At 38.6% G+C, this 26,475-nt stretch carries 24 protein-coding genes; 12 read left to right on the forward strand and 12 right to left on the reverse strand.

Annotation, left to right across the window (positions count from 1 at the left end; all coding sequences use genetic code 11):
• Window positions 1-38 precede the first annotated feature (38 nt).
• Entirely contained in the window at window positions 39-1,034 is a 996-nt protein-coding gene (gene add / locus I5515_RS14360; protein WP_199968045.1) for an adenosine deaminase, read from the reverse strand.
• 401 nt (window positions 1,035-1,435) lie between these two features.
• Here add and I5515_RS14365 point away from each other — a divergent pair, with 401 nt between their 5' ends.
• A complete protein-coding gene (locus I5515_RS14365) occupies window positions 1,436-2,611 on the forward strand; it encodes a zinc-binding dehydrogenase (protein WP_199968046.1) in 1,176 nt (391 codons plus the stop codon).
• 100 nt (window positions 2,612-2,711) lie between these two features.
• Here I5515_RS14365 and I5515_RS14370 read toward each other — a convergent pair whose 3' ends face one another.
• Window positions 2,712-3,659 (reverse strand): LysR substrate-binding domain-containing protein, encoded by a 948-nt coding sequence (locus tag I5515_RS14370; protein ID WP_199968047.1) that lies wholly within the window; start codon window positions 3,657-3,659, stop codon window positions 2,712-2,714.
• Between the two features lie 245 nt (window positions 3,660-3,904).
• Between I5515_RS14370 and I5515_RS14375 the strand changes: the two genes are divergently transcribed.
• From I5515_RS14375 to I5515_RS14385, 3 genes are all read left to right on the forward strand, one after another.
• Complete coding sequence (locus tag I5515_RS14375; RefSeq protein ID WP_199968048.1) at window positions 3,905-5,125, forward strand: acyl-CoA dehydrogenase; 1,221 nt, start codon at window positions 3,905-3,907, stop codon at window positions 5,123-5,125.
• A 222-nt stretch (window positions 5,126-5,347) separates the two neighbouring features.
• Window positions 5,348-6,670: an MFS transporter gene (locus tag I5515_RS14380; RefSeq protein WP_199968049.1), complete on the forward strand. Its 1,323-nt coding sequence runs from the start codon at window positions 5,348-5,350 to the stop codon at window positions 6,668-6,670.
• A gap of 51 nt (window positions 6,671-6,721) precedes the next feature.
• Entirely contained in the window at window positions 6,722-7,951 is a 1,230-nt protein-coding gene (locus I5515_RS14385) for a CaiB/BaiF CoA transferase family protein (protein ID WP_199968051.1), read from the forward strand.
• A gap of 86 nt (window positions 7,952-8,037) precedes the next feature.
• On the opposite strand, the gene I5515_RS14390 is transcribed toward I5515_RS14385, so the two are convergent.
• Together I5515_RS14390 and I5515_RS14395 are read right to left on the reverse strand one after the other, a co-directional pair.
• Window positions 8,038-8,697 (reverse strand): VOC family protein, encoded by a 660-nt coding sequence (locus tag I5515_RS14390; RefSeq protein WP_199968053.1) that lies wholly within the window; start codon window positions 8,695-8,697, stop codon window positions 8,038-8,040.
• A gap of 14 nt (window positions 8,698-8,711) precedes the next feature.
• Window positions 8,712-9,260 carry a TetR/AcrR family transcriptional regulator gene (locus tag I5515_RS14395; protein WP_199968056.1) on the reverse strand — a complete coding sequence of 183 codons (549 nt, stop codon included), beginning with the start codon at window positions 9,258-9,260 and terminating at the stop codon, window positions 8,712-8,714.
• A 98-nt stretch (window positions 9,261-9,358) separates the two neighbouring features.
• Between I5515_RS14395 and I5515_RS14400 the strand changes: the two genes are divergently transcribed.
• Window positions 9,359-9,904, forward strand: coding sequence for an HPP family protein (locus I5515_RS14400; RefSeq protein WP_199968058.1), 546 nt, complete (start codon window positions 9,359-9,361; stop codon window positions 9,902-9,904).
• A 65-nt stretch (window positions 9,905-9,969) separates the two neighbouring features.
• Here I5515_RS14400 and tcuB read toward each other — a convergent pair whose 3' ends face one another.
• The 7 genes from tcuB to I5515_RS14435 form a co-directional block, all read right to left on the reverse strand.
• Window positions 9,970-11,103: a tricarballylate utilization 4Fe-4S protein TcuB gene (gene tcuB / locus I5515_RS14405; RefSeq protein WP_199968064.1), complete on the reverse strand. Its 1,134-nt coding sequence runs from the start codon at window positions 11,101-11,103 to the stop codon at window positions 9,970-9,972.
• Window positions 11,093-12,499 (reverse strand): FAD-dependent tricarballylate dehydrogenase TcuA, encoded by a 1,407-nt coding sequence (gene tcuA, locus I5515_RS14410; RefSeq protein ID WP_199968067.1) that lies wholly within the window; start codon window positions 12,497-12,499, stop codon window positions 11,093-11,095. Before tcuA ends, tcuB begins: the two co-directional genes overlap by 11 nt.
• Before the next feature lie 103 nt (window positions 12,500-12,602).
• Complete coding sequence (locus tag I5515_RS14415) at window positions 12,603-13,532, reverse strand: LysR family transcriptional regulator (RefSeq protein WP_199968069.1); 930 nt, start codon at window positions 13,530-13,532, stop codon at window positions 12,603-12,605.
• Window positions 13,533-13,663: 131 nt separating this feature from the next.
• On the reverse strand, window positions 13,664-14,458 hold the full coding sequence (locus I5515_RS14420) for a substrate-binding domain-containing protein (RefSeq protein WP_199968071.1): 795 nt from the start codon (window positions 14,456-14,458) through the stop codon (window positions 13,664-13,666).
• A 92-nt stretch (window positions 14,459-14,550) separates the two neighbouring features.
• The gene (locus tag I5515_RS14425) at window positions 14,551-15,861 is read right to left on the reverse strand and encodes an MFS transporter (RefSeq protein ID WP_199968074.1); all 1,311 of its coding nucleotides are present in this window, start codon (window positions 15,859-15,861) and stop codon (window positions 14,551-14,553) included.
• 277 nt (window positions 15,862-16,138) lie between these two features.
• The gene (locus I5515_RS14430; protein ID WP_199968076.1) at window positions 16,139-17,068 is read right to left on the reverse strand and encodes a LysR family transcriptional regulator; all 930 of its coding nucleotides are present in this window, start codon (window positions 17,066-17,068) and stop codon (window positions 16,139-16,141) included.
• A gap of 116 nt (window positions 17,069-17,184) precedes the next feature.
• Window positions 17,185-17,793 (reverse strand): LysE family translocator, encoded by a 609-nt coding sequence (locus I5515_RS14435; protein WP_199968078.1) that lies wholly within the window; start codon window positions 17,791-17,793, stop codon window positions 17,185-17,187.
• 255 nt (window positions 17,794-18,048) lie between these two features.
• On the opposite strand from I5515_RS14435, the gene I5515_RS14440 reads away from it, so the two are divergent.
• The 5 genes from I5515_RS14440 (at window position 18,049) to I5515_RS14460 (ending at window position 23,265) form a co-directional block, all read left to right on the forward strand.
• Window positions 18,049-18,921, forward strand: a complete 873-nt coding sequence (locus tag I5515_RS14440; protein ID WP_199968082.1) for a LysR family transcriptional regulator — start codon at window positions 18,049-18,051, stop codon at window positions 18,919-18,921.
• 365 nt (window positions 18,922-19,286) lie between these two features.
• A complete protein-coding gene (locus I5515_RS14445; RefSeq protein ID WP_005302940.1) occupies window positions 19,287-20,273 on the forward strand; it encodes a DUF1852 domain-containing protein in 987 nt (328 codons plus the stop codon).
• Between the two features lie 21 nt (window positions 20,274-20,294).
• Window positions 20,295-21,338 (forward strand): methionine synthase, encoded by a 1,044-nt coding sequence (locus I5515_RS14450; RefSeq protein ID WP_199968083.1) that lies wholly within the window; start codon window positions 20,295-20,297, stop codon window positions 21,336-21,338.
• A gap of 189 nt (window positions 21,339-21,527) precedes the next feature.
• A complete protein-coding gene (locus I5515_RS14455; protein WP_199968084.1) occupies window positions 21,528-22,019 on the forward strand; it encodes a flavin reductase in 492 nt (163 codons plus the stop codon).
• Between the two features lie 682 nt (window positions 22,020-22,701).
• Entirely contained in the window at window positions 22,702-23,265 is a 564-nt protein-coding gene (locus I5515_RS14460) for a TetR/AcrR family transcriptional regulator (RefSeq protein WP_199968085.1), read from the forward strand.
• Window positions 23,266-23,308: 43 nt separating this feature from the next.
• Here the strand turns inward: I5515_RS14460 and I5515_RS14465 are convergent, their stop codons facing one another.
• Window positions 23,309-23,785 (reverse strand): hypothetical protein, encoded by a 477-nt coding sequence (locus tag I5515_RS14465; RefSeq protein WP_199968087.1) that lies wholly within the window; start codon window positions 23,783-23,785, stop codon window positions 23,309-23,311.
• 486 nt (window positions 23,786-24,271) lie between these two features.
• On the opposite strand from I5515_RS14465, the gene I5515_RS14470 reads away from it, so the two are divergent.
• Together I5515_RS14470 and I5515_RS14475 are read left to right on the forward strand one after the other, a co-directional pair.
• A complete protein-coding gene (locus tag I5515_RS14470) occupies window positions 24,272-25,297 on the forward strand; it encodes a nucleoid-associated protein (protein ID WP_001277571.1) in 1,026 nt (341 codons plus the stop codon).
• Window positions 25,284-26,474 carry a hypothetical protein gene (locus tag I5515_RS14475; protein WP_199968089.1) on the forward strand — a complete coding sequence of 397 codons (1,191 nt, stop codon included), beginning with the start codon at window positions 25,284-25,286 and terminating at the stop codon, window positions 26,472-26,474. Before I5515_RS14470 ends, I5515_RS14475 begins: the two co-directional genes overlap by 14 nt.
• The last annotated feature ends 1 nt before the right edge of the window (window position 26,475 follow it).

Below are 26,475 nucleotides of genomic sequence, written 5' to 3' on the forward strand. Positions count from 1 at the left end.
CTGTTCTCTGTTCTCTGTTCTCTGTTCTCTGTTCTCTGTTATTGATATTTATGTCTTAACTCATCTTTTTCTTGATCTGATAAAAATGCGATTTTAAGTCCATTTTCTTGAGCTGTATAAATTTGCTCAGGACTTAAACCTGCCAATGGGGCAGCAGTTAAATATTCATGTTGTATCTCAATACCTTCTACCGCCGGGTCATCTGTGTTGATAGTGGCAAGCACACCATGTTCTAAAAAAGTCTTTAATGGATGTTCTGCTAAAGAAGGCACTGTGTTGGTTTGAATGTTTGAGGTGAGACAAGACTCAATACCAATTTTATGTTTAGCTAAATAGTCTAAAAGTTTTAAATCTTGAACCGCTTTAACACCATGTCCAATTCGTTCAGCACCTAATTCTTCAATGGCTTGCCAAATACTTTCTGGACCTGCAGCTTCACCTGCATGCACAGTAATGTGCCAACCTGCATCACGTGCTTTTTTAAAGTGATCAATAAATAAATTGCCCGGAAAGCCAAGCTCATCTCCAGCGAGATCCAACGCTTTAATATCATTTTTATGGGCAAGCAGGGCATTTAATTCTTTTTCGCAAGCTTCTTGACCAAAAGTACGACTCATAATGCCGATTAAATTCGCTTTTACCCCGTAAGCTTGACTACCTTCTTTTACACCAGCAATAACTGCTTCAACCACACCTTCAAGTGGAAGTTGATGTGTCATTCCCATATAACCTGGTGAAAAACGCAGTTCTACATAATCTAAGCCTTGTTGTGCTGCATCTTGCATATTTTCAAAAGCAATGCGTTTGCAGGCATCTAAACTGGCTAATACTTTTACACCCCAATCGAGCTTCGATAAAAAACTTAATAAGTCAGGTTGGTTATCCATCACTTGTACGTGTGGGCGCAAAGTTTCAATATCGTAGGCAGGTAAATCTAAATGATATTGTTGCCCCAAGTCTAAAATGGTTTGAATGCGGATGTTGCCATCAAGGTGGCGGTGTATATCTGTAAGGGGAAGCGTTTTTATAATCATAAGTTTCTTCTTATCTGTCTGTATTGATTCATCATGCCTGTTTGAAGCTGCCGATAAAAGTTTGGATTTGCTATGTTTTTGTGAAAAGCATTGAGTTAAGTTTTTTGAACTTACTATATTTGTATAAGTTTTAATTTTGATGACATTGTTCTGGCCTAAGAAGATAACGCAGTCTGTGTAAGATACAAGCACTAAGATTTTTATTGTTTTTAATTTCGCTAAGCCAGTTTTTGTTGACTATTCAATAATGGATTGGCTGAAGAATGGTCATTGGTATTTTGCTTTTTAGTTGTAAATATGGGTAAAGGCTTGCTAAAGACTAAACTGATAAGGCGATTAATTTATCTGTAGAAATCTATTTCTAGCAAGTAAATGAAAAAGAAGAAATAGGAAGCGCTCAAATGAAATCGGTACTTTGTCATCAAGCAACATTACAAGTGGTGGACCAACCGAAATTAACCCCTGCAAAAGGGCAAGTGTTATTAGAGGTGGTTCGATGCGGGATTTGTGGTTCTGATTTACATATGCAGCATTATTGCGATCACATGCATGATTTAGCAGCACGTGTAGGGTTTCATGGTTTAGCCAAGTCGACAGATCCTTTTGTACTGGGACATGAGTTTTGTGGCAAGATTTTAGACTACGGTCCAAAGACACGCCATAAATTTAAAGCCGATACACTCGTTTGTGCAATGCCGCTTTTAAATATAGATCAGCATGGTTATTTGTCTACAGGGCTTTCACCAAATGCATCTGGTGGTTATGCCGAGCAAGTATTGGCTCAATCAAGCTTGATGTTTGAAGTACCTAACGGTCTAGATGCAGATAGTGCTGCCATGACTGAACCTATGGCGGTTGCATTGCATGCTGTTCGCCGTAGCCGTGTGAAAACTGGTGAACCTGCGATTGTAATTGGCTGCGGTCCTGTCGGGTTGGGTGTCATATTAATGCTTAAAGCGGCTGGAGTTAAAACTGTAGTTGCCAGTGACTTTTCACCAAACCGTCGTAAGCTTGCAGAGCAATGCGGTGCTGATATTGTGGTAGACCCTAAAGAAACATCACCATTTGCAAATTGGAAAGAGTTTGGTTTGCTTGGCAATGTATCTGATGCCATTAATATGGGTATGGGGCTGTTTGATAAGTTACAAGCGACACGCTTACCGTGGTGGCATGGATGGCGCATGATTGATAAGTTAGGTGCTCTGCCAAAACGCCCTGTTATTTTTGAATGTGTGGGTGTACCAGGTGTCTTACAGCAAATTATTGAAGGTGCACCTTTATTTTCCCGAATTGTTGGGGTGGGTGTCTGCATGCAAAGTGACAAAATAGAACCTGCACTTGCGATTAATAAAGAGCTAGAAATTCAGTTCGTGTTGGGCTATACACCGCTTGAGTTTAGAGATGCCTTACACATGATTGCTGAGGGTAAAGTGAATTGCTCTCCACTGATTACGGGCGTTGTTGGTTTAGAGGGCGTTACCAATGCATTTGAAGCATTACGTGACCCTGAGCAGCATGCCAAAATCTTGATTGACCCGAAACGTAGTGGTGCAGATATTCAATTGATGAGTCATTAATTCAAAGCCATTTATGCTCAACTAAAAAGGTTGTGATTTGATTAATCACAATCTTTTTTTTATGAGTAGAGATCGCAATATTTGGAAAAAAGCCGCTGGGCTAATTTGTATTGGTCTTTAGTTGTTCTAGTTCTTGATAAATCCACTCAACAAATTTTTGAATAGTCGGGGTTATATCTTGGCTCGAATGGATGAGATAGTACTTTCGGCTGCCTTTTAGTTTTTTGTTGGAAACAATCACCAGTTCTTTTTTTTGTAGTTCAGACTCAATCAACATTTGCGGAATTAAAGCCATTCCCATGTCATGGCTAGCAGCAACCGCAAGCATTGAAAATAACTCATGGCGCTGACCATCAAAGGGTTTAGGGTGCTGCATCTGATGAGTGAGAAACCATTCTTGCCAAATGCTAGGCCGAGTGGTTTGTTGAAGTAAGGGAATTTTCAGTAAATCCTCGCAGCTTAAATCATAGGTATTTTCATTAATCATGATGGCATCAGGAAAATACTTTTCGATTAGCTTTGGGGAGCAAACAGGTACTATTTCTTCATCCATTAAATAATGGGCTTGTATGCCGGGCCAGTGGTCAATTTGCTGCTGCGTCCCTGCAAAAATAGCAGCATCAAAAATATTGTCATTAAATAAAAAAGGTTTGGTGCTGGTTTCTAAATGAACCGTAATTTCGGGGTATTTTTGATTTAAAAGATGGAGCTTGGGTAACAACCAGCGTGTTGCAAAAGTAGGAACAACCCCTAATTTTAGTGTGCCGCCTAAACCTTTATGAGAAATCACATCGGCCGTACATTTCTCTAAACCTAACAAGTAAGGCTTAATACTTTTAAAATATTGTTGGCCAGCAATGGTCAGCTCGACGCCATGCCGAGTACGTATAAATAATTCGACGCCCAAGAAATCTTCTAACTGCTGAATTTGGCGAGACACCGCACTTTGGGTAATACATAACTCTTGTGCTGCATAGGTATAGCTTAGATGTTTTGCTGCACTTTCAAAGCAAATTAGACCCTGAATAGACGGGATGCTTCTTCGCATAAATAAAATCCTTTTATTTTTGTCATATTTCAAAACGACATATGATCTAAATGCAGATATCGAAGTTTAGTATAAAAATAAGCCATTTTTAATGAAATACAACGAATTAAATATCTAAATTTAATGTGACTTATTTTAAATATGCGTAAGTTGCATATCTGCATGAAGATTTAACGTTTGATTACTGCATTTTTCACGCATAGCATCGAGTTAAAGAAAGAAGATCAAATCAAGCAGAGGATGCGATGAATCACATGGTTACGACTAAAAAAGCAAAAGTTCAATTTAACTGGCAAGATCCATTTTTAATTGAGCAACAGCTTAGCCCAGATGAGCGCATGATTCGTGATGCAGCTCATGCCTATTGCCAAGAACGTTTGCAACCCCGAGTACTTGAACAATTTCGTCATGAAAAAACAGATCCTTCTATTTTTCGTGAAATGGGAGAGCTCGGCTTACTGGGTCCAACCATTCCAGAGCAATATGGCGGTGCGGGTTTGAACTATGTGAGTTATGGTTTGGTTGCGCGTGAAATTGAATATGTCGATTCGGGTTATCGTTCTATGGCGAGCGTGCAAAGCTCATTGGTGATGGTTCCAATTCATGAATTTGGTACTGAAGAGCAAAAGCAGAAGTATTTACCGAAACTGGCAACTGGTGAATACATTGGTTGTTTCGGTTTGACCGAACCTGACCATGGCTCAGACCCGGGCAGTATGATTACCCGAGCTAAAAAAGTTGACGGTGGTTACCGTTTAAGTGGCGCTAAAATGTGGATTACCAACAGTCCAATTGCCGATGTATTTGTCGTCTGGGCAAAAGAAGTTTCTGCTGAAGGTAATGTCGGAGAGATTCGAGGCTTTATTTTAGAAAAAGGCTGGGAAGGTTTATCTGCACCAGCAATTCATGGCAAGGTCGGTTTACGTGCATCGATTACGGGTGAAATTGTGATGGATAACGTTTTTGTACCTGAAGAAAATGCCTTCCCTGAAATTCGAGGATTACGTGGTCCATTTACCTGTCTCAACAGTGCTCGTTATGGCATTGCATGGGGTGCAATGGGAGCTGCCGAGTTCTGTTGGCATACAGCACATCGATACACCATGGACCGTAAACAATTTGGCCGTCCGTTAGCTGCAAATCAATTGATTCAAAAGAAACTGGCTGATATGCAAACTGAAATTGCATTAGGTTTGCAAGTGGCTTTACGTTTTGGTCGTATGAAAGATGAAGGCATTGCCTCTGTTGAAGGTACATCCTTAATTAAGCGGAACAACTGTGGAAAGGCGCTTGATATTGCTCGCATGGCACGTGACATGATGGGTGGAAACGGTATTAGTGATGAGTTTGGTGTGGCACGTCATTTGGTTAACCTTGAAGTCGTGAATACCTATGAAGGTACACATGACGTTCATGCCTTAATTTTAGGTCGTGCGCAAACAGGTATCGCAGCATTTAGTAACTAATTCAATTTTTAAAAAATATAGGTGTTCTTTCGGGAGCACCTTTAGGGATTTCTACGCAAAAATTTATGAAAATGAAAGGATTCATCGTAAAGATGCTCATGTAAAGCTGCATCTCTGTGTACTTAAATTTGAATATAGCATTTTGAAAAATATAAAAATTAAGTCATACAGAAAACATAAGTAGGCTGTCGATGACTCATTTGGGAAAATGAGGAACTAAAGATGAACAATGACGTTCAAGTAATATCGAAAGAGTTAAGATCTACATTTCCAAGTAACCTTGGAACATATGAAAAGATTGGCCCTAATACATGGAAGTGGGCGTTGTTATTTGCCTATTTTGCGATGGTGGTCGATGGCATTGATATTATGCTGCTGTCGTATAGCTTGACCAGTTTAAAAGCAGAGTTTGGTTTAAGTACTTTTCAAGCTGGGGCATTAGGCAGTGCTTCTTTGGCAGGCATGGGGATTGGCGGCATTTTGGGTGGTTGGGCATGTGACAAGTTCGGTCGTGTACGAACCATTGCCAACTCGGTGACCTTCTTTTCGGTAGCGACTTGTTTATTGGGCTTTACGCAAAGCTTCGAGCAATTTATGGCCTTACGCTTTATTGGTGCTTTGGGTATTGGAGCACTCTATATGGCCTGTAATACTTTAATGGCTGAATATGTGCCAACCACTTACCGTACAACAGTATTGGGCACGTTACAGACTGGTCAGACCGTAGGTTATATTGCCGCGACGCTATTAGCAGGGGCGATTATTCCAGATCATGGCTGGCGTATTTTATTCTTCCTGACCGTAGTGCCCGCTTTTGTAAATATTTTTCTACAACGATTTGTGCCGGAGCCAAAATCTTGGCAGCTCACCAGAATTGAAAGCTTACAAGGCAATAGACAGCCAAAAGAAATAGCCGTGGCTGAAAAGCCTAAAAGTGGCAGTATCTACAAACAAATCTTTAATAACTTTAAGCACCGCAAGATGTTTTTGTTGTGGATGACTACAGCATTCTTCTTGCAGTTTGGTTACTACGGCATTAACAACTGGATGCCAAGTTATTTAGAAACAGAAGTACATATGAACTTTAAAAACTTAACCAGTTATATGGTGGGTTCATATACTGCAATGATTTTAGGTAAAATTTTAGCGGGTTATCTTGCAGACAAATTTAACCGCCGTGCTGTTTTTGTATTTGGTACAATTGCCAGCGCCGTGTTTTTACCCATCATTATTTTCTTTAATACCCCTGACAATATTTTGTATTTATTAATCACTTTTGGCTTCCTATATGGCATTCCATATGGTGTGAACGCGACTTATATGGCTGAGAGCTTTTCAACTGATGTGCGAGGAACAGCTATTGGTGGTGCCTATAACATAGGTCGTGTTGGGGCAGCGATTGCGCCAGCAACCATTGGTTTCTTGGCATCGGGCGGTACGTTTGCCATGGCCTTTATTGTGATGGGTGCTGCGTATTTTGTTGCAGGTGTATTGCCGGGTTTATTTATTAAAGATCGTCAGTACGATCCGCAAAAACAATCATAAACAATGATAGGGAGGTGCAATGAGCACCTTCTAAAAGATAAGGGTATCGTTATGGGTGCATTACAAGGAATTCGAGTTTTAGATTTAAGTCGTGTACTTGCAGGGCCATGGTGCGGGCAAATCTTGGCAGATCTTGGCGCGGAAGTCATTAAAATTGAACGTCCTCGAGTAGGTGATGACACCCGTATGTGGGGACCACCGTGGATGCCCGATCAAGATGGAAACATGACATGTGAATCTGGCTACTTTCAGTGTACCAACCGCAATAAATATTCTGTTGCGGTCGATATTACGACGCCAGAAGGTCAGGCCTTAATTTATGAAATTGCCAAAACTGCCGACGTGGTGATTGAAAATTATAAGACAGGGTCTTTGGCTAAGTATGGTTTGGATTACGCCTCTTTAAGTGAGTTAAACCCGAACATTGTGTATTGCTCGATTACTGGGTTTGGGCAAGATGGCCCACGTGCAGAAGAACCCGGTTATGATTTTATTATTCAAGGTATGTCTGGCTTAATGAGTATTACCGGTGAGCCTGATGATGTGGCAGGTGGGGGTGCACAAAAGGTTGGTGTGGCTGTTGTAGACATTCAAACTGGTTTGTATTCAACCATTGCGATTCAGGCGGCCTTGATTGCACGCTCGCATACGGGACGTGGACAATATATTGATATGTCTTTACTTGATGTGCAGGTCGCAGCACTGGCAAATCAGGGAATGAACTATTTAGCCTCAGGGAAGGCCCCACAACGTATGGGTAATCAACACCCGAGTATTGTGCCGTATCAAACTTTTAAGGCCAAAGATAAAGAATTTATTATTGCTTGCGGTAACGATAAACAATTTAAAGATTTGTGTGTTGCAATTGGTTATCCAGAGTTACTCGAAAATGAAAAGTTTGTGCGTAATCAAGACCGTGTAAAGTATCGAGATGAACTGATTCCTTTATTGTCGGAGCATTTTTTGCAGAAAACTGCTAAAGAATGGGTTGAGATGATTCATGCTTTAAAAGTACCAGTGGGCGTCATCAACTCAATTGAAGATGCGTTGGCTGAACCACAAATTGTACATCGTAATTTGGTGGTGAATATTCCTCATCATTTAAATGAAAACTTCCAAACCATTGGTTCACCCATCAAGTTGTCTGATACCCCTGTTGAATACCATCACGCACCGCCAGAGTTAGGTGAACATACCGCTCAAATCCTATCAAGATTTAAAACAGCAGAAGAGCTTGCTACGTTAAAAGAGAAAGGCATTATTGATGGAAAAATTGCTTAGGGCATTGCCGTTTTTAATATGATTCAATTTAAATCGAAACTGTGATTTGCAATAAATCACAGTTTCTTTATTTGAAAATATAAGTCTTAATATTTAAAAATGAGCGGTAGCTCTGGTCTAAAATCATGAACTATTCCTTGAGGCTCATGATCAAAACTAATTTCCATTAAATGCTCCGTTCCATCAGTCACTTCAAAATGATCGAGTGTATTGAACAGTAATGAAGTAGGGTGCTGCTTCAGGTTTGGAATAGAAACTTTAATTGCGGTGATTTCTGATAAATCTTTGCTATGCACAAGCGGTTGTTGTTTTTCTTTCGCAGCAAGGTCTGGTCGTGAAGCAAATGAGAGGAAGAACCACATTGGCTCAGATACAACAGAATCTTTGGCAACATTTACTTCTAAGCTGGCAGGTAAATAGCTTGGCTTGTAAACCCAATTAGGAAATTTTGCACCGTTATCATCTTTATTTTTAGGGCGAAAACAAATACCAAAAGGGGACGCGATATTATTTTGAGTATTTAGTCGCTCAAAAAGCAGAGTCGGTTTTGTGAGATCACTTGAAGCTTCTTCTGGATTATTTAAAAAAATTAATTCGATAAAGCTATTTTTAAAGAAAAAGCGTCTGTTTTCGGTACCTTGACCCGGGTGCTTGTTGGATGAACCTTCTGTTAGACCGAATTTTTTTAAAGTTTCAGCTTCTGGAGCGCCTGATTGTACACAAATAAAAATATGGTCCACTTCCATTTTAAGTTCTCATGCTAATGTTGATGAATATTAAATAATTGATTAATAGAATTTTTCATGTTTGCCGCAAGTGTTTCATCGAAACCATCGACTAAAAAGCGGCTAATTAGCCCTTCAATCACCGTATAGATCAGCTCAGATAAAGCTTCACCATTCGGTATATTGCAGTTTTGTGCAATCAATACTTTAATCCATTGTTTATGGGCTTTAGAAATAGAAATAATGTCTTGATCATCTTGGTTAGATTCAGCGACTGCTCTTACAAATAAACAGCCTTTAAAAAAATCTTGCCTAAACCAATTGGTGTGCCAATCCAGAATTTTATTGATGGCTTCTAACCCTGTTGAATCTCCCACACAACCTAAAAGGCTTTGCTTAAACCGTTCATCACGAGCGATCAGCACCGACTTAACTAGTTGATTTTTATTTTTGTAGTAGGTGTACATGGTGGTTTTAGAGCAGCCAGATTCATCGCGAATTAGGTCAACACCCACCCCGACAAAACTATTTTCATTAAATAACTTTTCGGCTGTATCTAATATTTTTAAGGCAGATTTTGACATAAAACTTTTCCAAAAAATAAAATAGTACAGATCTGTACTATTTTTAATTTTATCTATATGCTTTTTAAAAAGCAACTTCTGTTTAAGGAATAAAAATCATGTTCTCGATATTCTATGGCAAAGAAAAACTGGCCCCATCGCCCAATAAAATTGATATTTTACGAAGCCTTATTGGAGGCACGATCAGCATTTTTATACTTTTGTGGTTGAGTAAGCTCACCCACAATATATTTATCATGGCGCCGTTTGGTGCCACCTGTGTATTGCTCTATACCGTGTCGCAATCACCTTTGGCACAGCCAAGAAATATTATATTTGGGCATCTTATTTCGGCTTTTGTAGGTTTGTTTTTTCTAAAATTTGTGGGTGTTTCGATTTTTACAATTGCATTTTCAGTGGGCTGCGCCATTGCGCTCATGCAAATTTTTAAGTGTATTCATCCACCTGCTGGAGCCAATCCACTGGTTATTTTACTGACCGCGAACACCATACATTACGAGTGGAGTTTTTTGATTTTTCCTGTTTTGGTCGGCGCAGTGTCTTTAGTTTTGGTGGCGATGCTGATTAATAATATTAAAGCAAATACAAAGTGGCCGATGTATGGTTTAGGAATTTTAAATAGTAAAAAAGTAGGTAAGGGATGAAGTGTTTCAAGATTAAAAATAATAAAAGTATTCACTACGCAGGTAGTGAATACTTTTGAGTGAACTTACGACTTCTTGGAAATACGTTCTTCGATGGCAAATTTGAGTAAAGAAGCACTACGGTAAAAACCATGTGCGAACTTTCCAAAAGGCATGGTAATAAAGAACGTCATGACTGTAGCTAAATGGAAAATCAGTAAAAGTGCCATGTATGGAGTATTGCGAAATGCCATGAGGGCTAACCCTGAAGCACTGACTAAAATTAAAAGGAAAATAAAGCCTCGATCTACAGGTTTTTGCTCGCGGTCACCATGTAATGGATGGCGTTTAAGATTTAAATAGAGCAAGCCAGATGGCCCGATGACTAAGCCAAGTCCACCCAAAGTACCCAAAATAACAGGCAAGCTAAAGATAGGGTAAGGCGCATGTAGGTCAAGGAAATAGTGATATAAAGTCGCTACGCCTGTGGCTACAAAGCAAAGCATGAAGCCATAAAACGTCAGATGATGAAACACACGGCGGATTTGTGTGTAACGGTCATCTTGTTCATTACAGCCTTTGCCATGTCCACCGTCTAAATATTTAAGCGTTAATACATTTTGAGAGGCTTGTATAAGGTCTGGTTTCTCAACTTTGCCGTGAATAACTTTAGACGTCTGTCGCCAGAATTTACTAATTCCAATGCCGAGCAGAACAATCGCAACTGTAAAGGTCGCTCCAAACAGTAGCGCTAAAAAGTTATGCGGGAAAATCGCATAGAAATTACCTTGATAGCCTGCAAACAGGTCGGTGCCTTTGTACCACACCACAGCTAACATGCATAAAAAGAAAATAGCTGATAATGCTGAGACAAAAGGAATGCCCACCGATTTATAAAGTCTGCCTAGTGGTTGAGGTGTCGCAAACTCTTGGTAAGTTTCCAAACGTACTTGCGCCATGGCTTTTGGAATGTTTACACCAAACTCATGTGGCGGGGCATATTGGCAAGCGTGTAGACAAGCACCACAGTTATGGCACAGGTTTGCGAGGTAATGAATATCGGCTTGATTAAATTCAAGGCGCTTAGTCATCGCCGCAAATACAGCACAAAACGACTCACAGTAACGACAAGCATTACAAATCTGTAAGGCTCTTTGAACTTCTTGCTCATGATCAGAGAGTTGAACAACTGGAATCAGGGCTTTAGTACTAGCATTCATGTTCAACTCCTTGTGAAACTGCATAGTGGGCTGCATTTTTTCCGGCAATGCGTCCAAAGGTTGTTCCAATCGACATGCCAACGCCCGCGGTATAACCCTGACCGAGTACGTTACCTGCCATCATTTCACCTGCCACAAACAAGTTGCGGCTGGCTTTATTGTTAAAACGTACAGCAGCATCGTCTTCGACTTTTAAACCTAAATAGGTAAAGGTAATGCCGGGTTTAAGGGCGTAGGCATAGAAGGGTGGCTGATCGAGAGGAACAGCCCAGTGGGTCTTATTGGGAACAATATTTTCGGTAGTGCAGTCATCTAAAACGGTATGGTTAAAGGTGCCTTGCACACAGGCTTGGTTAAATTCTTCTACCGTGTGACATAAGTTTTTTGCATCTAATCCGATTTTTTCGGCTAACTCTTGAATGCTATTTGCTTTTACACCCGCAAACACAGGCGGCATAAAGCGACCAATGGCTTTTGAATCAATAATGGAATAGGCAATTTGCTGCGGTTGCTTGGCAACAAGACGGCCCCAAATCGCATAGCGTTTTGGCCAGAAGTCTTCGCCTTCATCGTAAAAACGCTCGGCTTTATTATTGACCACAATCCCTAGTGAAACGCAGTCAATACGGGTGCAGATACCGCCGTCATATAGCGGTGCTCGTGCATCTACAGCGACGCAATGAGATTGTGATGGGTCACCAATAATATCGGCGCCTTGATCTATCATAAATTTGAGTAAGTTACCTTGATTAAAGCGGGTTCCGCGAATAATGAAATTATCGGCAGGCCATTCGCCGTTTTCATTTTGTCCCCATGCTTCTCTTAACCATTCCAAATTTGATTCAAAACCACCTGCGGCCAATACACAGCTTTTTGCTTTAAACACACGACCATCTTCTGCAATTGCGGCTTCAAAATGTCCTTGGTTTAACTTTAGATTTTTAATTTTTGTGTTATATAAAATCTCAATACCAAGTTCTTGTGCACTACGGTAGTACGCATTAATGAGGGCTTTACCGCCACCCATAAAAAAGGCATTGGTACGTGCAACATGCAAAGCACCCGATAGTGGCGGCTGAAAATTCACACCATGTTTACGCATCCAGTCGCGGCAGGTCGCCGTGCTACGAATCACCAGACGAGCTAAGTGTTCATTGGTTTTTCCGGCGGTCACTTTAAGTAGGTCTTGCCAATATTCTTCTTCGGGATAGGCATCGACTAATACATCTTGAGGAGCATCATGCATGCAGCGAAGGTTACGAGTGTGTTGTGAGTTACCACCACGCCATTCTTTAGGTGCTGCTTCTATTACTAGCACAGACGCGCCACTTTCTTTTGCCGTGAGCGCGGCACACAGTGCGGCATTCCCACCACCAATTACAATCACATCATGCATGGATTTCTCCCTTTCTCAGCTCGGGCTAATGTAGCTTTAAAAGAGAGGGTGTAGTGAGAGGCTGGGTTTGAATGGGTGTTTAGTAAAAATAAACACTAAGCGCTTAAGTGTTTATGAGTTCCGCACCGGGCCAGCGCTTTTCATTAATTAAGTTAGCCACACAAGCACGAATCACTACTTTGGTGGCTAAAGTAGCAGGTGAGAGCTCTTCTTCAGACAAACTAATTAAATAGTTAATACGCTCAATGGCAGGTTCTACAACGCGCAGTAAACATAAGTCTTGCCGAGAGTTTAATGCTGCACCCGCAGGTTGGATGGTTGCCATTTCAAGTTGGCTAATGCTTTCCATTAGCAAATGTAGCCCATCAATTTCATAGGCCACTTTAAGCTGATGAATTTTTTGTTCGAGCAACAAACGCAGCCCATGTCGTTGGCTCGGTAAAATCAGTGGAAGTTCTTTTAGTTGTGGATGGGTAATGGTTTGAGTGTCGATACAGCTTTCAAGGTGGTACTGGCTCAGCACTTCTTTAGGCGAAATTAAAAACATCTGTTCTTTGACTAAAGGCTGTATCGCCCATTGTGGGTCGACATCATCACTAAAGATGATTGCAACATCGAGCTGTCTTGCATTAACCAAGGCTTTGAGATCACCAGATAAGCCTTCAATTAAACGTACTTTAATGTCGGGATAACGGTTTCTCATGAGTTTTAAAAAGTGCGTGCCAATAACCGCTGCAACACTCGGCGAAAAACCGACGGTAACATGTCCACTTAAACGTGAAGAATGAGCAGAATCTACGGCATGATCTAGATGCCTAAGCGCCAGTTGAACCTGTTGAAAAAAAGCTAAACCCGCAGGGGTGGGAACCGTGCCAAGGGCGGTGCGCTGTAAAAGGCGAATGGAAAGTTCGCTTTCTAATTTTGAGATTTGCTGACTTAATGCAGAAGTTCCAATATCGAGATTTTTTGCAGCTTTACCTAAGCTTCCCGACTCGATCACCGCAATAAAATACTTTAATTGTTTGAGTTCCACGGCAAATACTACATTGTCCTTTGTTAATTATTCTACACTGGTTTATCTCTATAGATTTTGTTCTGTTGTGCTGCGTAAACTGCCCAAAGAGTAAAGGCAACATCACCTCAAGACGTTGCCTTTTAGAGCTTTTATTGTTTAACCTGCTCAAGACCCTGTTCTTCAATAATCTGTGTCGCTTGCGGTGATTTCACAAACTGAATGAGCTCTTTTGCGACTTTTTCATGTTCAGAGTTTTTACCAATGCCCGCTGCAAACACCGTAACTTTTTGATAAGGCGCTGGAATTGGACCGACCAAATCAACTTGACCATATTGGCCAGTAAAAGGTTTGATTTCACTAATTTGCTGGAACCCAATATCAAATTGTCCTTCAGCAATACGTTTTGCAACGCGGTCACCTACCACTTTTTCTGCTTTACCAGAAATCACTTTGTACTCGACAGGCGGAAAGCTTGGGAAAACATCTTTTTCAAGATGCGTACCGCTTGCACTTGCTGAATAGCCGATGTGTTTTGCATTTAATAAAACTTTTTCGAATTTTGCCGCAGAGCTAATATCTGGTTTTGGCGCACCTTTTGGAACTGCCATCCCAATGCTTGAATTGACTAAAGCACGTTGTGAGTTTGGCTCTACATAACCTTTATCTGCGAGCTTATTCAGTTCAGGCGCGGCTAACACCACCAAATCAAAATGTTCACCACGATCAAGGCGGTTTGGGATTGCAGTTGGCGATGCGCCCATTGATGAACCAGAGGATAGATGAACCGTATGACCAGTTTGTTTTTCAAATATAGGAATCAGTTTTTCCATAGATGAATAAAAACCACCAGAGCTAATCACTTCGAGCGTATCAGCATTAGCAAGGGTTGAACCTAAGCCAGCACCAGCTAGGCAAATGGTCATGAAGATAGGGGACTTTTTCATAGTATCTCACTTTTTAATGACAGGAGAGCACAGCACGGCTGCAACATGCGCCGTACTGTTCATTAAAATTTCAGGTTAAGGAGTTCGTTGTTTTAAGCGCTAACCTTTGCAGGTTCCGCAATTGGGTCAGTTTTTTTCTGGTTTGAACCACGACATAAATACAGGCTTGAGATGAGACTACATACCGCAGCTAACATGAGCCAGAAAGCTGGAGTACTTGCGTTACCTGTGTTTTCCACAAGGTACGTACAAGCCATTGGAGTCATACCACCAAAAATAGCGGCTGCAAGGCTAAACGCTAAAGAGAAACCGACTGTACGTACACGTTTCGGCATAACCTCTGCAAGCGTTGCGACCATGGTGCCGTTGTACATACCAAAGAAGAACGAGAAGTAAGCAAGCGTAATAATCAGATTTGTGAAACTAATGTTACTTACCAACCAGCTTAAAACCGGATATGTCGTAAAAATGGCAAGTGTCGTAATGCCAACTAAAACTGGACGACGACCAATTTTGTCAGATAGTAAGCCGCCCATTGGTAACCAGAAGAAATTCGAAAAACCAACAAACACAGTCGCTAAAAGGCTATCGGTTACCGACATTTCTAAAGTACGTTTTGCATACACCGTGGTGTAAACCGTAATGAAGTAAAACGTTGTTGTGGTCATGGCACTCATCATCATGCCCGCAAGTACAATGCGCCAATTGCTCGCCAGTATGCTGAAAATTTCTTTGGTTGATGGATGAGTTTTTTGTGCTTTAAAAGCTTCAGTTTCCTCTAAAGTACGACGGAACCAGAAAATTAATGGAATAATCAAACAACCAATTAAGAACGGAATACGCCAGCCCCATTCACTTACTTGTGCATGAGTTAAGATGGTGTTGAGCCAGTAGCCAAGTAGTGCTGCAAACACAACCGCAATTTGTTGGCTGCCAGACTGCCAGCTTGTGATAAATCCACGGTTTTTATCGGTTGCAATCTCTGCGAGATAAACCGATACACCGCCAGTTTCAACACCTGCCGAGAAGCCTTGTAGTAGACGTCCAATCACCACCAAAATTGGGGCCATAATACCAATAGTGTCATAACCCGGTACAAAGGTGATTAAGATGGTACCAATAGCCATAAGGCTTAAAGTCACAATCAAACCTTTACGACGACCAATTCTGTCGACATAGGCACCTAAGAAAATAGCGCCGAGAGGACGCATAAGAAAACCCGCAGCAAATACGGTAAATGTCATCATTAAAGAGACATATTCATTTTCAGAGTGGAAAAATTTTGCTGCGATATAAGTGGCATAGAAACCAAAAAGAAAAAAATCGTACTGTTCTAAAAAGTTGCCACTCGTTACATTTAATATTTTTTTAAAAGTAGCCCTACGGTTATTCACGACATCCATTGGAGACCTCCTTGGTCTGACAAAATGGAAACATTCACGATCTTTAATATTGGACTTCAGCCGATTCATTCACTAAACCCACATAAAAAATAGGTTAGAGATGAGATTTAATGAGGTCCTTCGTAGAAAATGTGATGCCTTGTTTCCAGTTCAAACTACACGTCTATATTTCGATAAACATAAATTCACTTATCATTCGATAGAAAATGTAATCTTAAAAAGCAGGAGGGAGTGAGAGGGCAAAATTAATTAGGTCTTTAATAAAACTAATGACCCTTTATAAAATAATTTCAGAACACGGCCAGATTTGATTTTGGATGAGCTCTTTTACGCAAGCCTTAATTGCTGACTTTGCAGCGAGTGCAGCAGGCGATAACTCTTCTTCGGCAAGGCTCACCAAGTAATTGATTCGCTCAACTTCAGGGTCGATTAATTTTAGTAATTGAAGTTGATGTTTGTATTCTTGTAGACAAGCACTTCCGGGGCGAACACTGGCAAGGTCAAGGTGAATAAGACTGTCCATGAGCAAGTGTAGGCCATCAATTTCATAGACGACATTAAGCTGTCCAATCTTGTGCTCAAGCAGTTTTCTTAAACTATGGCGCTGGCGTGGCAGCACTAAAGGAATGTCACCGATTTGTTGGGACTGAATAATCCCACTTTTGATACAGTCGGCAAGACCATATTTTTCGAGCACTTCTTTGCGTGCCATTAAATACATTTGTTCGCGTACTAAGGGTTGTATTGACCACTGTTTATCAATTTCATTGGTAAAAATAATGGCAATATCAAGCTGACGCGAATTAATTGACTGAATAAGGTTGCCCGAAAGCGTCTCGACAATTTCGAGGCGAATGTCTGGGTAGCGCTCAGACATTAATTTCATTAAAGGGATGCCAATTAAAGCCGTAATGGTTGGTGGAAAACCAAGACTCACATGGCCTGAGAGTCGTGCAGAATGTGCGGCATCTACTGCAAAATTAATTTGACGCAAAATCAGTTGAGAGTGTTTTAAAAAGGCAAGACCTGCTGGGGTCGGAGTCACACCAAAAGCATTACGCTGTAATAGGCGAATGCTTAACTCTTGTTCTAGCTTACTAATTTGTTGACTGATTGCCGAAGCGCCAACATCGAGTTTTTGAGCGGCTTTACCAATGCTGCCTGCTTCAACCACCGTCAAAAAATACTTTATTTGTTTGATTTCCATAATAAATGTATTCGCTCATCATCCTTGATTTATAGAAATATGAAGGATTTGAAAATCTATCATGCACTTTAATATTAGCAGCAATACATAAAAAAGCTCTTAAAAATTAAGTGACCCTACTGAAACTTGGTGAAAAGCAGAATCACACCCAATACACATAAAATAGAACCGATCACCTTATTAATTTTGACTTGTTTGGCTAACATTTTCTGTCTCAATAGCATTGATGAGAAAAGCACAGCCACCAGTGAAAACCATACGAAATGGGCAAAAGACATAAAAAAGCCATAAGCCAAAAGAATGGTTTTAGGCGTGGTTAAACTCACAATTTGCGTATAAGTGCTAATTACAAATAGCGTGGTTTTAGGGTTTAAAGCATTGGTAAAAAAGCCATATTTTATCGCTTGAAAAGTACCTATAGAAGTTAAGGCAGTAGAGTCTAAAACTGGTTTTTGCGTAAAGGTTTTATAGCCAATATAGATCAGGTAAAGCGCGCCAATATACTTAACAATATTCAAAATTTGCGGCGTATAGGCCATGACGAAGGCAACGGCAATTAATGTGTAGGTCACATGTACCAACACGCCAAGCGATATTCCGAGTGAAGTGAATACACCTATTTTTCTACCGTACAGATAACTATTTTTCGTGACGATCGCAAAGTCAGCGCCGGGGCTTACTACTGCCAAAATCGTAATTAAAATAACTGCAATGAACTCTGCCATTATCTTGTGGCCTCACTGAAAACGAGAGAATCTATCTGTACTTTTTGGAATGTATGTAAGAGGGTGAATCTGTTCCCCAAAGCAGCTATGCTTTTCGTGAGAAATGTCAGAGCTTCAGGTTTTCGAAGATAGATATCGATATTCAATATGTTTTTCATCATCTAAAATGGGGTTTAATAAAGATGATTTTTATTTTGAACAGAAACTTAGAAATAAAAATCGATAAAAACGACTACACATCTATGAGTTTTTGGAATGATTGAAAGAATATCGCTGAATTCATTAAAATTTTTCTATTTTGTGGCGAAGTATGGCAGCGTCACTTTAGCTGCAAAGAAATTGTTTGTGACGCAAAGCGCCGTTAGTAAACAGATTTATAATTTAGAAGAAGCTTTAAATACCACTTTGTTTGACCGTAAAAATAAAACACTGGTGATGACCGAGCAGGGTGAAATCTTATTGAGTTGTTGCCAGCAGGTGTTTGGTCAACTTGATGAATGTTTAATACAACTCAGCCAGCCTAAGATTTACAGCAAACAATTGATCTTGTCGTGTGAACCAACCCTTTCCATGAAATGGCTCATACCGCGCTTATCAAAATTTAAAAAGCTTGGTCACAATTTTGAGGTTGTGCTACTCACCGCAGGCGGCGTGGTCGATTTTGAAAAAGATAATATTGATATTGCGATTCGCAGAAATGATTTTGATTGGGGAGAGCATATCTTTAGCGAGAAAATTGCCGATGAATACATCGCAATCATTCAAGCAACCAAGCCGTCTGAAACCAAAGATTTGCTTATTTCGACCTCTAGACCAAATTTTTTCAAAAGCATTAGCCGCATTGCTGAATTAAAACAGAGTTTAAAAGGGTACGCTAAAGTTGAACTCGAACATTTTTATCTATGTTTAGAAGGCTGCTTGGCTGGACTTGGGGCAACGGTCATCTCAATTTATATGATTGAAAAAGAGCTTGAGTGGAATTTACTGCAAAAAAATTCACCTGTTGTACAAGATAATTCGGCCTATTTTTTACTTTCTCATAGTGCTTTTGAGGAAGATCCACGGAAGATTATATTTTTAGAATGGCTAAAAGCAGAGATGAATGAGAGTCAGCACAAATTACTTTAAGCTTATTCGTTTTAACTTGGATTTTTCTTGTTAAGTATTTGAAAATAATAATAAATATTTGAATTTGTAAAGGTGATTTGCGAGCGCCATATACTGAATTTCTGCTGTCTAAAATTCCCAAAGATGAAAAATATTTAACTTCATACTTCTTTATTAAACCTTAAACATGAATTTCACTCAGTTTTGAATGAGACTAAATCATTTTTATTCATGTTCTGATTGCGGTATAAATCTATTCACGCTCTGAGACATTCCAGTAATTCACTTTTGATAAGACCATAAGGCACAAATCTGACAAGGCTGGAAAGTTTAAAAAGAGCAAAAGATTTTTTAGGTTTATCTCAGAAATTAGGGTACTGATCAAAATGAGTAAAGAATTTACATTTACGATTAAGAGTATTTGTTTCGATGAAAACTATCGTCCAGCAGACAATACGCGTATTACAACCAACTTTGCTAACTTAGCGAGAGGGATGAGCCGTGAAGAGAATCTGCGCAACACTTTACAGATGATCGACAATCGTTTTAATGCCTTAGCTCATTGGGACAACCCTAAAGGTGACCGCTACGGCGTTGAACTTGAAATCATTTCAGTTGAAATGAATATTGATGCCGAAAACCGTGCAAGCGGGCTTCCTTTAATCGAAATATTGAAAACCAATATTGTTGATAAAAAGACCAATGAACGCATCGAAGGTATTGTTGGCAATAACTTCTCGTCTTATGTACGTGACTATGACTTTAGTGTGCTGTTGTTAGATCACAACAAAAACAAGTCTACTTTTAGCACGCCAGAAAAGTTTGGTGAATTGCACGGTAACTTGTTTAAGAGCTTTATTAACTCTGAGACTTACAAAGCCAACTTTAAAAAAGCACCTGTGATTTGCTTAAGCGTTTCAACCACTAAAGAGTATCACCGTACTGAAAACGAACATCCAGTTTTAGGTGTGGAATACAAGCAAGAAGATTATTCACTCACTGATGAATATTTCCAAAAAATGGGCTTAAAAGTTCGCTATTTCATGCCTAAAAACAGTGCTGCACCTTTGGCGTTCTATTTTACGGGTGATTTGCTGAGTGATTACACCAACCTTGAGTTGATCAGCACCATCAGCACCATGGAATCGTTCCAAAAGATTTACCGCCCTGAAATTTACAACGCAAATTCAGTTGCTGGACAATCTTATCAGCCAAGCTTAAAGAACCAAGATTACTCACTTACTCGAATTGTGTATGACCGTGAAGAACGTAGCCGCCTCGCTATTGAGCAAGGGAAGTTTGTTGAAGAGCAATTTATCAAACCATACCAAGCGATTCTTGAGCAGTGGTCTGCTAATTACGCTCTTAATTAATTAACATATAGGTCATTGATCATGAAAAAATTATTACCAACTTCAACTGCTGGCAGCTTACCTAAACCGTCTTGGCTTGCAGAACCTGAAAAGCTTTGGTCGCCTTGGAAACTCGAAAACGAAGGTCTGCTTGAAGGTAAAAAAGATGCTTTACGTTTAGCGTTGCACGAACAGCGCCTTGCTGGCATCGACATTGTGAGCGATGGTGAACAAACCCGCCAACACTTTGTGACCACGTTCATTGAACATTTAAATGGTGTAGATTTTGAGAAGCGCGAAACAGTTCGAATTCGTGACCGTTACGACGCAAGCGTACCGTCTGTAGTCGGTGCGGTGTCTCGTCAAAAGCCTGTGTTTGTTGAAGATGCTAAGTTCTTACGTCAGCAAACCAATCAACCTATTAAGTGGGCATTACCTGGCCCAATGACCATGATTGATACGCTTTACGATGGTCACTACAAGAGCCGTGAAAAACTTGCTTGGGAATTTGCTAAAATTTTGAACCAAGAAGCACGTGAATTAGAAGCTGCTGGTGTAGATATTATTCAGTTTGATGAACCTGCATTTAACGTATTCTTTGACGAAGTAAATGACTGGGGTATTGCGACTTTAGAACGTGCAATTGAAGGTCTTAAGTGCGAAACTGCGGTACACATTTGCTATGGTTACGGCATTAAAGCCAACACTGACTGGAAAAAGACTTTAGGTTCTGAATGGCGTCAATACGAAGAAGCTTTTCCAAAGTTGCAACAATCTAATATCGATATTATCTCGTTAGAATGTCACAACTCACGTGTTCCAATCGATTTACTTGAACTCATTCGCGGTAAAAAAGTTATGGTCGGCGCAATTGATGTTGCATCTAACCAGATTGAAACACCCGAAGAAGTAGCCAACACACTACGTAAAGCGCTTCAATTTGTAGATGCCGACAAGCTTTACCCTTGCACAAACTGCGGTATGGCACCTCTTTCTCGTGAAGTGGCACGTGGCAAGTTAAATGCGTTAAGTGCTGGTGCAGAAATTGTTCGTAGAGAACTGACTGGTTTGGAACTTACTGCTTAATATTTACCAATAAGTGGTATAAAGGGTTACTTTTTTGATAGCTATTGATAATCAAACCAGTAACCCTCATTTTACTTGGTACATGTCGTTCTACATAGAACGCATGTCGAGACAGTACCTTCCTGATGGAGTTGGGCGGTAGAGCAAAACACACAGGAAAAGGTACGGTTCAAATTTAGGAATAATGTCATGGTTCAAGCAACAGACTTTAGAAATGCAATGTCTTTACTCACAAGTGCAGTTAGCGTTGTGACCACGGCAGGCATGACTGGTCGTTTTGGATTTACTGCCTCTGCTGTTTGTAGTGTGACAGACACACCGCCAACATTATTGGTCTGTATGAACCAATCTGCGAGTTCACATGCACATTTTCTAGATAACAAAATCTTAACTGTGAATGTTTTGGGCGCCCACCACGAACATATTTCAAAAGCATTTTCATCTAAGCTCACACCAGAAGAACGCTTTAATCATGGCGAATGGATTGAGTTAGAAACAGGTTCACCTGTGCTAGACGATGCTTTGGTCAGTTTCGATTGCGAGATTGAACAAATTCAACAAGTCGGCACACACACCATTCTTATTTGTCCGATTGTGGCGATTAAACAAAGTGAGCATGACCAAAGTTTGGTTTACTTTAACCGTGCTTATCACCAAGTGGGACAGACGGAAATCGCTTAAACCGACTTTCCGTTTTGTACTGTCATTTTAAAACTTAAACATGAAAATGAATAATAAGCAGAATAAGTTTGTCATTTAATTATAAAAATACCATTAAATATAATATATAAAATAATAATTAAGTTAATCTAATGAAAAACAATAAGAAATTTAAAAGCTTGGTATAAAAGCTACATTGACACATCTAAACTCTCAGATTATGCTTTGCGTGCTGGCCACATTGCCAGCCGGCTTTGACAGGCTGATCTTCAAGTACATTGAAAAAACTTGTTTTTTTGATGTAGACCCACTCGTCCCTCTTTTGTAGCGGTAGGACGGAAGGGGGACGCCTTCGTGCGTGCTGGGTTCTTGAAGCCAGTCTGTCAACCCTCTTTCGTTCTGCCACCATAATTCCAAATGAATGCTCTGGCAGAACTCCCAAAATCAGGAGTTGGCTATGCACATCCATCATTTCTTGGCACTCATTGCCAAAAGCTATAACGACACCACTTAAAAATTTAAAGCAGCTTGAATACCATAAGGTTTTCAGGCTTTAAGTCATTTTTACTTAAAACTTAGCAATAACAAAACTTGAGATGTGCCAAGCACCGTCTTACGGCTTTGCTGTGCCTTTTTTTCTCCCAGAAAGGGCACAGGCTTTTTATCTCATTTAGAAACAACAAGAATTTAAAAAGGTAAAACTATGCCAACTTTAGAAACGGCTTCAAAAAAATTACAGGTTGTTCAAACTGCCATCCAACTCTTTACGACGCATGGGTTCCATAATGCAGGCGTAGACCTGATTGCCAAAGAAACTAAAATTCCCAAAGCCACGCTTTATAACTACTTTCACTCAAAAGAACGCCTTGTTGAAACATGCATAAGCTTTCAAAAAAGCCGACTGAAAGAAGAAGTACTCGCAATTGTCTATTCACACCGTTACTCAAAACCAAGCGATAAACTCAAAGAAATTGTGCGCTTACATGTCGATGTAAATAGCCTTTACCATCTATTGTTTAAGGCTATTTTTGAAATAAAACAGCTTTATCCAAGCGCTTACCGCGTGGCCGTTGAATATCGAAAATGGCTACTTCGAGAGCTTTTTGATCTGGTCTTTAGTCTGGAAACCAATGCATTTAATCTCGATGCCAACATGGTTTTAAACCTAATTGATGGCTTGATGCTACAGGTTCTAAGCTCTAACAGTTTGGATGAACGGGATGTGGTGTTGGAAAGGTTTTGGGGGGATAGAAGTTTTATTCTTTAGGATGAAAGTTAAATAAGAGGACAGAGCCTCTTATTTAATATATTTATTTTCTATATTGGATAGGTCTATCTAAACGTGGCTCAATGCTATCTCTAACTAAAGAAAAGCCTGCAGCCTCAGCTAAAGCGCAAAAGCCAAAAAAGAAGAATTTAATTAATGCTGAGTCAAAGCCATCTGTAAATATATATAGAAAAGGAAAGGCTACTAGAAAACCTCCTCCTACTCGCAGGAGGCTCAAATTAAGATCATATAAACTATTTCCGACTCTCTTATAAATAGGTTTATTCCAAGGATTAAATAAGCGATATATCACAAAAAGTATAATACTAATAATAAATAAAATACCTAAAGCTATAAGATTGGTAAAACTATATTTTCCATTGGCACTATCTAAAATTTTTATCACTCCAGATGATCCATCAAAGTAATATGTAATTGATAATGTAAATATTGATGATATAAATGCTACGATAAATTCACTTGCTAAATACTGAGGGTATAATGTTGTATTAACTTTCATTGTATCGATATTTTTAATTAAAAGAGTATTTAATAATAAATTAAACTATATGGCAATAATTTAATCTATTATTACTCGCTATTTTTATAAGTATTTGTCAATTTTTGGATTTTAAATTGAATTATTTATTGTAATATAATATTTTAATTGGGATGTAAAATAAATTTTAAAATATCCATCTATAGATTTTAATAAGCTTTATCTGCATAAATATTATTGTTTTTAATAATGATTGATTCAAATTAGAATATATTTATATAACTGAAAATGTTTTTTTAAATTTTAATTTATTTATAACATTTTGTTTTTTAATTAAATTTTAGTATAATTCTTGCTGTATTGAGATATCAGTAAATCTAGAGTTTGTTGCCAAACAACTGCAGCGTCACAAGCTGTCGCTTCTCTATGGATTTGTATTTATTGATTGCTAGAATTTTTCTACAATTTAGAAAACTTTAAAATTATATATTTTTTGAGGAAATTTTTATGTCGTGTGAAATATTGGCTTTTATTGTTCATAAATTAATTAGAACAGGAGATGATAAAAAATTAGAAAAAGAAGAAGGGAATGCACTTCTAGAAATTAATGATTCTATTCAGAAACTAATGGATACTTTAAACAAACGTTATGTGGATCAGGGTGGAAGAACTTTTGGTAATTTTTCTGAAGATCAGGATAATTATCCTATTTCACGTTACTTAGATGAGACAGATATTATCAATGATCAATCTGGTTTCTATGATTTATCAATAAGAGTACTAGATCATTTAGTTGCAAAAGCAAAAAATACTTCTGCAACTGAAGGTTGGGTTGTTATGTGTTTATATAATTATAACAATAACCTTAACTTTGCTGTCGCTGTAGTAAATGAAATTACAGGCGCTTCAATTGATGAAACATTTCAGGTCAAACCATCTGTATATATTGATCTAACTAAATTACGTCATGCTGGTCGTATAAATCTAACGCAATGGAAAGATAGCAAAGATAAATATGTTAGCTTTATTAGAGCTGCTAGAGAATCTACATACTTTAAAGAATTTCTTGGTTGTGAATATACAAACTCAAATGTAGATGAAAGTAATAAACTTATATCTGCTATCAATGCATTTTTGGAAGTTGAAAATTTTAACTATGAAGCAAGAAATGAAACAACTTCTAAAGCATTTGATTTCTTACAGTCAGCTTCGAAAGCTAAGACTCCGATTTTTCTAGAACATCTCGCTAATCATTTAATGCCAGAAGAGCCTGAAAAGTTGAGAGGTTATTTGGTTTCTGATGATTTTAAGATAAATGACGGTTTCATTCCTGATGGTAGAACATTAAAAAAACTCGTTGAAATTCAGTCTAAAACACCTTATTGGAACTTAAAGTTATCAAGAGAAGCTTTTAGGCATGGTGTCGACTATAATGTTGAAAGAGGACAATTAATAATTGAAATTACTGATCCTTTGGAAAAGGAAAAATTTGCAAAAGAGGTGCAAGGTATAGACGATCATGAGCCAGATTAATCGGGCACAACTTATAGATTTATATAAGAAAGCTTTTTTCCAAGAAAATTTTTCTAAAGGTCAAATTACGGTTGATTCGCCTTCGCTCGTTCAAAGTTTAATACTAGCATTTGATTCTGAAAATACAGGCTGGTCTCAAATAGGGATTGAGCCTGTTATTCTAAATCAAACCTATAAATTTTATCATCGTTTACCACGTTCGATTGACTTTGGTCATATTTTTAATAATATAGATCAACTCTGTAGTAATAGCTTTTTTAAATCTAGAAATACTAAAAAGTATTTTATTATAGATTTGAAATTTGACTCAAGTGATGCTAATAAACCTGAAATAATAAAAAATTATGAAGCTCTTCTAAGATTTCTGGAGCTATTAGGAAAGTCAGCAGCTTTTGTAGATTCATCATTTTCAAGATTTCTTTTTTTGCAACCAGAAAATATGGAGTTAGAAGTTTTCTATAATTCTACTGTTTTAAGAAGTTTAGATGTTGCCAGTATAAATAAAATTGAAAGTTTTATTATAGAAAATATCCATGAAACCCAAAAGCGGACAATTTTTTCTAAAGCTATCGTTAATTATTGTAAAAATGAAACAGAAAAATTTAGATTCGAAAAACTTTTGAGTGGATTAAAGAATATCTTTGAAACACTGGATCATGATTATGCAGTATTTTCATCAGATTTTTCATATGAGAAATTAAGAAATGAGATTGAGAATGCTAAACTTGAAGAGCAAGTAAAAATACATAAAGTTATTACCGATATCCAGAATCAAATATTAGGAATTCCTATAGCAACTGTAATTGTGGCTACACAATTTAAAACTCAAAAGCAGGTTGACTATAATGCAATTTATCAGTTTTGCTTAAATACTGGTATTTTTATTGGAGTTTTAATTTTTGTAGTTATTTTGTGGTTTTTAATAAAAAATCAGAAAGAATCATTAATGGGTTTAGAAACCGAGATAGTAAGAAAAGACAATAAATTTAAAATTGATAGTCCCGTTGTATATAAAAAGATTGTAAGAGAAGGGAAATCTCCCTTTGAAGATGTATTTAACCGTATAAGTACCCAAAAGAAAATATTAAATACTATTAACTTGGTGGGTATAGTTGGCTTAGTTATTACTTTTTTTATTTATTGTGCCATTACTGTTGATCCAAGATGTTTTTTTTAAA

Source organism: Acinetobacter calcoaceticus (assembly GCF_016508255.1).
GTDB lineage: Bacteria > Pseudomonadota > Gammaproteobacteria > Pseudomonadales > Moraxellaceae > Acinetobacter > Acinetobacter calcoaceticus_E.

Coding starts and splice junctions, on each gene's coding strand:
- add (WP_199968045.1), bottom strand. CDS start 1,034: ATGATTATAAAAACGCTTCCCCTTACAGATATACACCGCCACCTTGAT.
- I5515_RS14365 (WP_199968046.1), top strand. CDS start 1,436: ATGAAATCGGTACTTTGTCATCAAGCAACATTACAAGTGGTGGACCAA.
- I5515_RS14370 (WP_199968047.1), bottom strand. CDS start 3,659: ATGCGAAGAAGCATCCCGTCTATTCAGGGTCTAATTTGCTTTGAAAGT.
- I5515_RS14375 (WP_199968048.1), top strand. CDS start 3,905: ATGAATCACATGGTTACGACTAAAAAAGCAAAAGTTCAATTTAACTGG.
- I5515_RS14380 (WP_199968049.1), top strand. CDS start 5,348: ATGAACAATGACGTTCAAGTAATATCGAAAGAGTTAAGATCTACATTT.
- I5515_RS14385 (WP_199968051.1), top strand. CDS start 6,722: ATGGGTGCATTACAAGGAATTCGAGTTTTAGATTTAAGTCGTGTACTT.
- I5515_RS14390 (WP_199968053.1), bottom strand. CDS start 8,697: ATGGAAGTGGACCATATTTTTATTTGTGTACAATCAGGCGCTCCAGAA.
- I5515_RS14395 (WP_199968056.1), bottom strand. CDS start 9,260: ATGTCAAAATCTGCCTTAAAAATATTAGATACAGCCGAAAAGTTATTT.
- I5515_RS14400 (WP_199968058.1), top strand. CDS start 9,359: ATGTTCTCGATATTCTATGGCAAAGAAAAACTGGCCCCATCGCCCAAT.
- tcuB (WP_199968064.1), bottom strand. CDS start 11,103: ATGAATGCTAGTACTAAAGCCCTGATTCCAGTTGTTCAACTCTCTGAT.
- tcuA (WP_199968067.1), bottom strand. CDS start 12,499: ATGCATGATGTGATTGTAATTGGTGGTGGGAATGCCGCACTGTGTGCC.
- I5515_RS14420 (WP_199968071.1), bottom strand. CDS start 14,458: ATGAAAAAGTCCCCTATCTTCATGACCATTTGCCTAGCTGGTGCTGGC.
- I5515_RS14425 (WP_199968074.1), bottom strand. CDS start 15,861: ATGGATGTCGTGAATAACCGTAGGGCTACTTTTAAAAAAATATTAAAT.
- I5515_RS14430 (WP_199968076.1), bottom strand. CDS start 17,068: ATGGAAATCAAACAAATAAAGTATTTTTTGACGGTGGTTGAAGCAGGC.
- I5515_RS14435 (WP_199968078.1), bottom strand. CDS start 17,793: ATGGCAGAGTTCATTGCAGTTATTTTAATTACGATTTTGGCAGTAGTA.
- I5515_RS14440 (WP_199968082.1), top strand. CDS start 18,049: ATGATTGAAAGAATATCGCTGAATTCATTAAAATTTTTCTATTTTGTG.
- I5515_RS14445 (WP_005302940.1), top strand. CDS start 19,287: ATGAGTAAAGAATTTACATTTACGATTAAGAGTATTTGTTTCGATGAA.
- I5515_RS14450 (WP_199968083.1), top strand. CDS start 20,295: ATGAAAAAATTATTACCAACTTCAACTGCTGGCAGCTTACCTAAACCG.
- I5515_RS14455 (WP_199968084.1), top strand. CDS start 21,528: ATGGTTCAAGCAACAGACTTTAGAAATGCAATGTCTTTACTCACAAGT.
- I5515_RS14460 (WP_199968085.1), top strand. CDS start 22,702: ATGCCAACTTTAGAAACGGCTTCAAAAAAATTACAGGTTGTTCAAACT.
- I5515_RS14465 (WP_199968087.1), bottom strand. CDS start 23,785: ATGAAAGTTAATACAACATTATACCCTCAGTATTTAGCAAGTGAATTT.
- I5515_RS14470 (WP_001277571.1), top strand. CDS start 24,272: ATGTCGTGTGAAATATTGGCTTTTATTGTTCATAAATTAATTAGAACA.
- I5515_RS14475 (WP_199968089.1), top strand. CDS start 25,284: ATGAGCCAGATTAATCGGGCACAACTTATAGATTTATATAAGAAAGCT.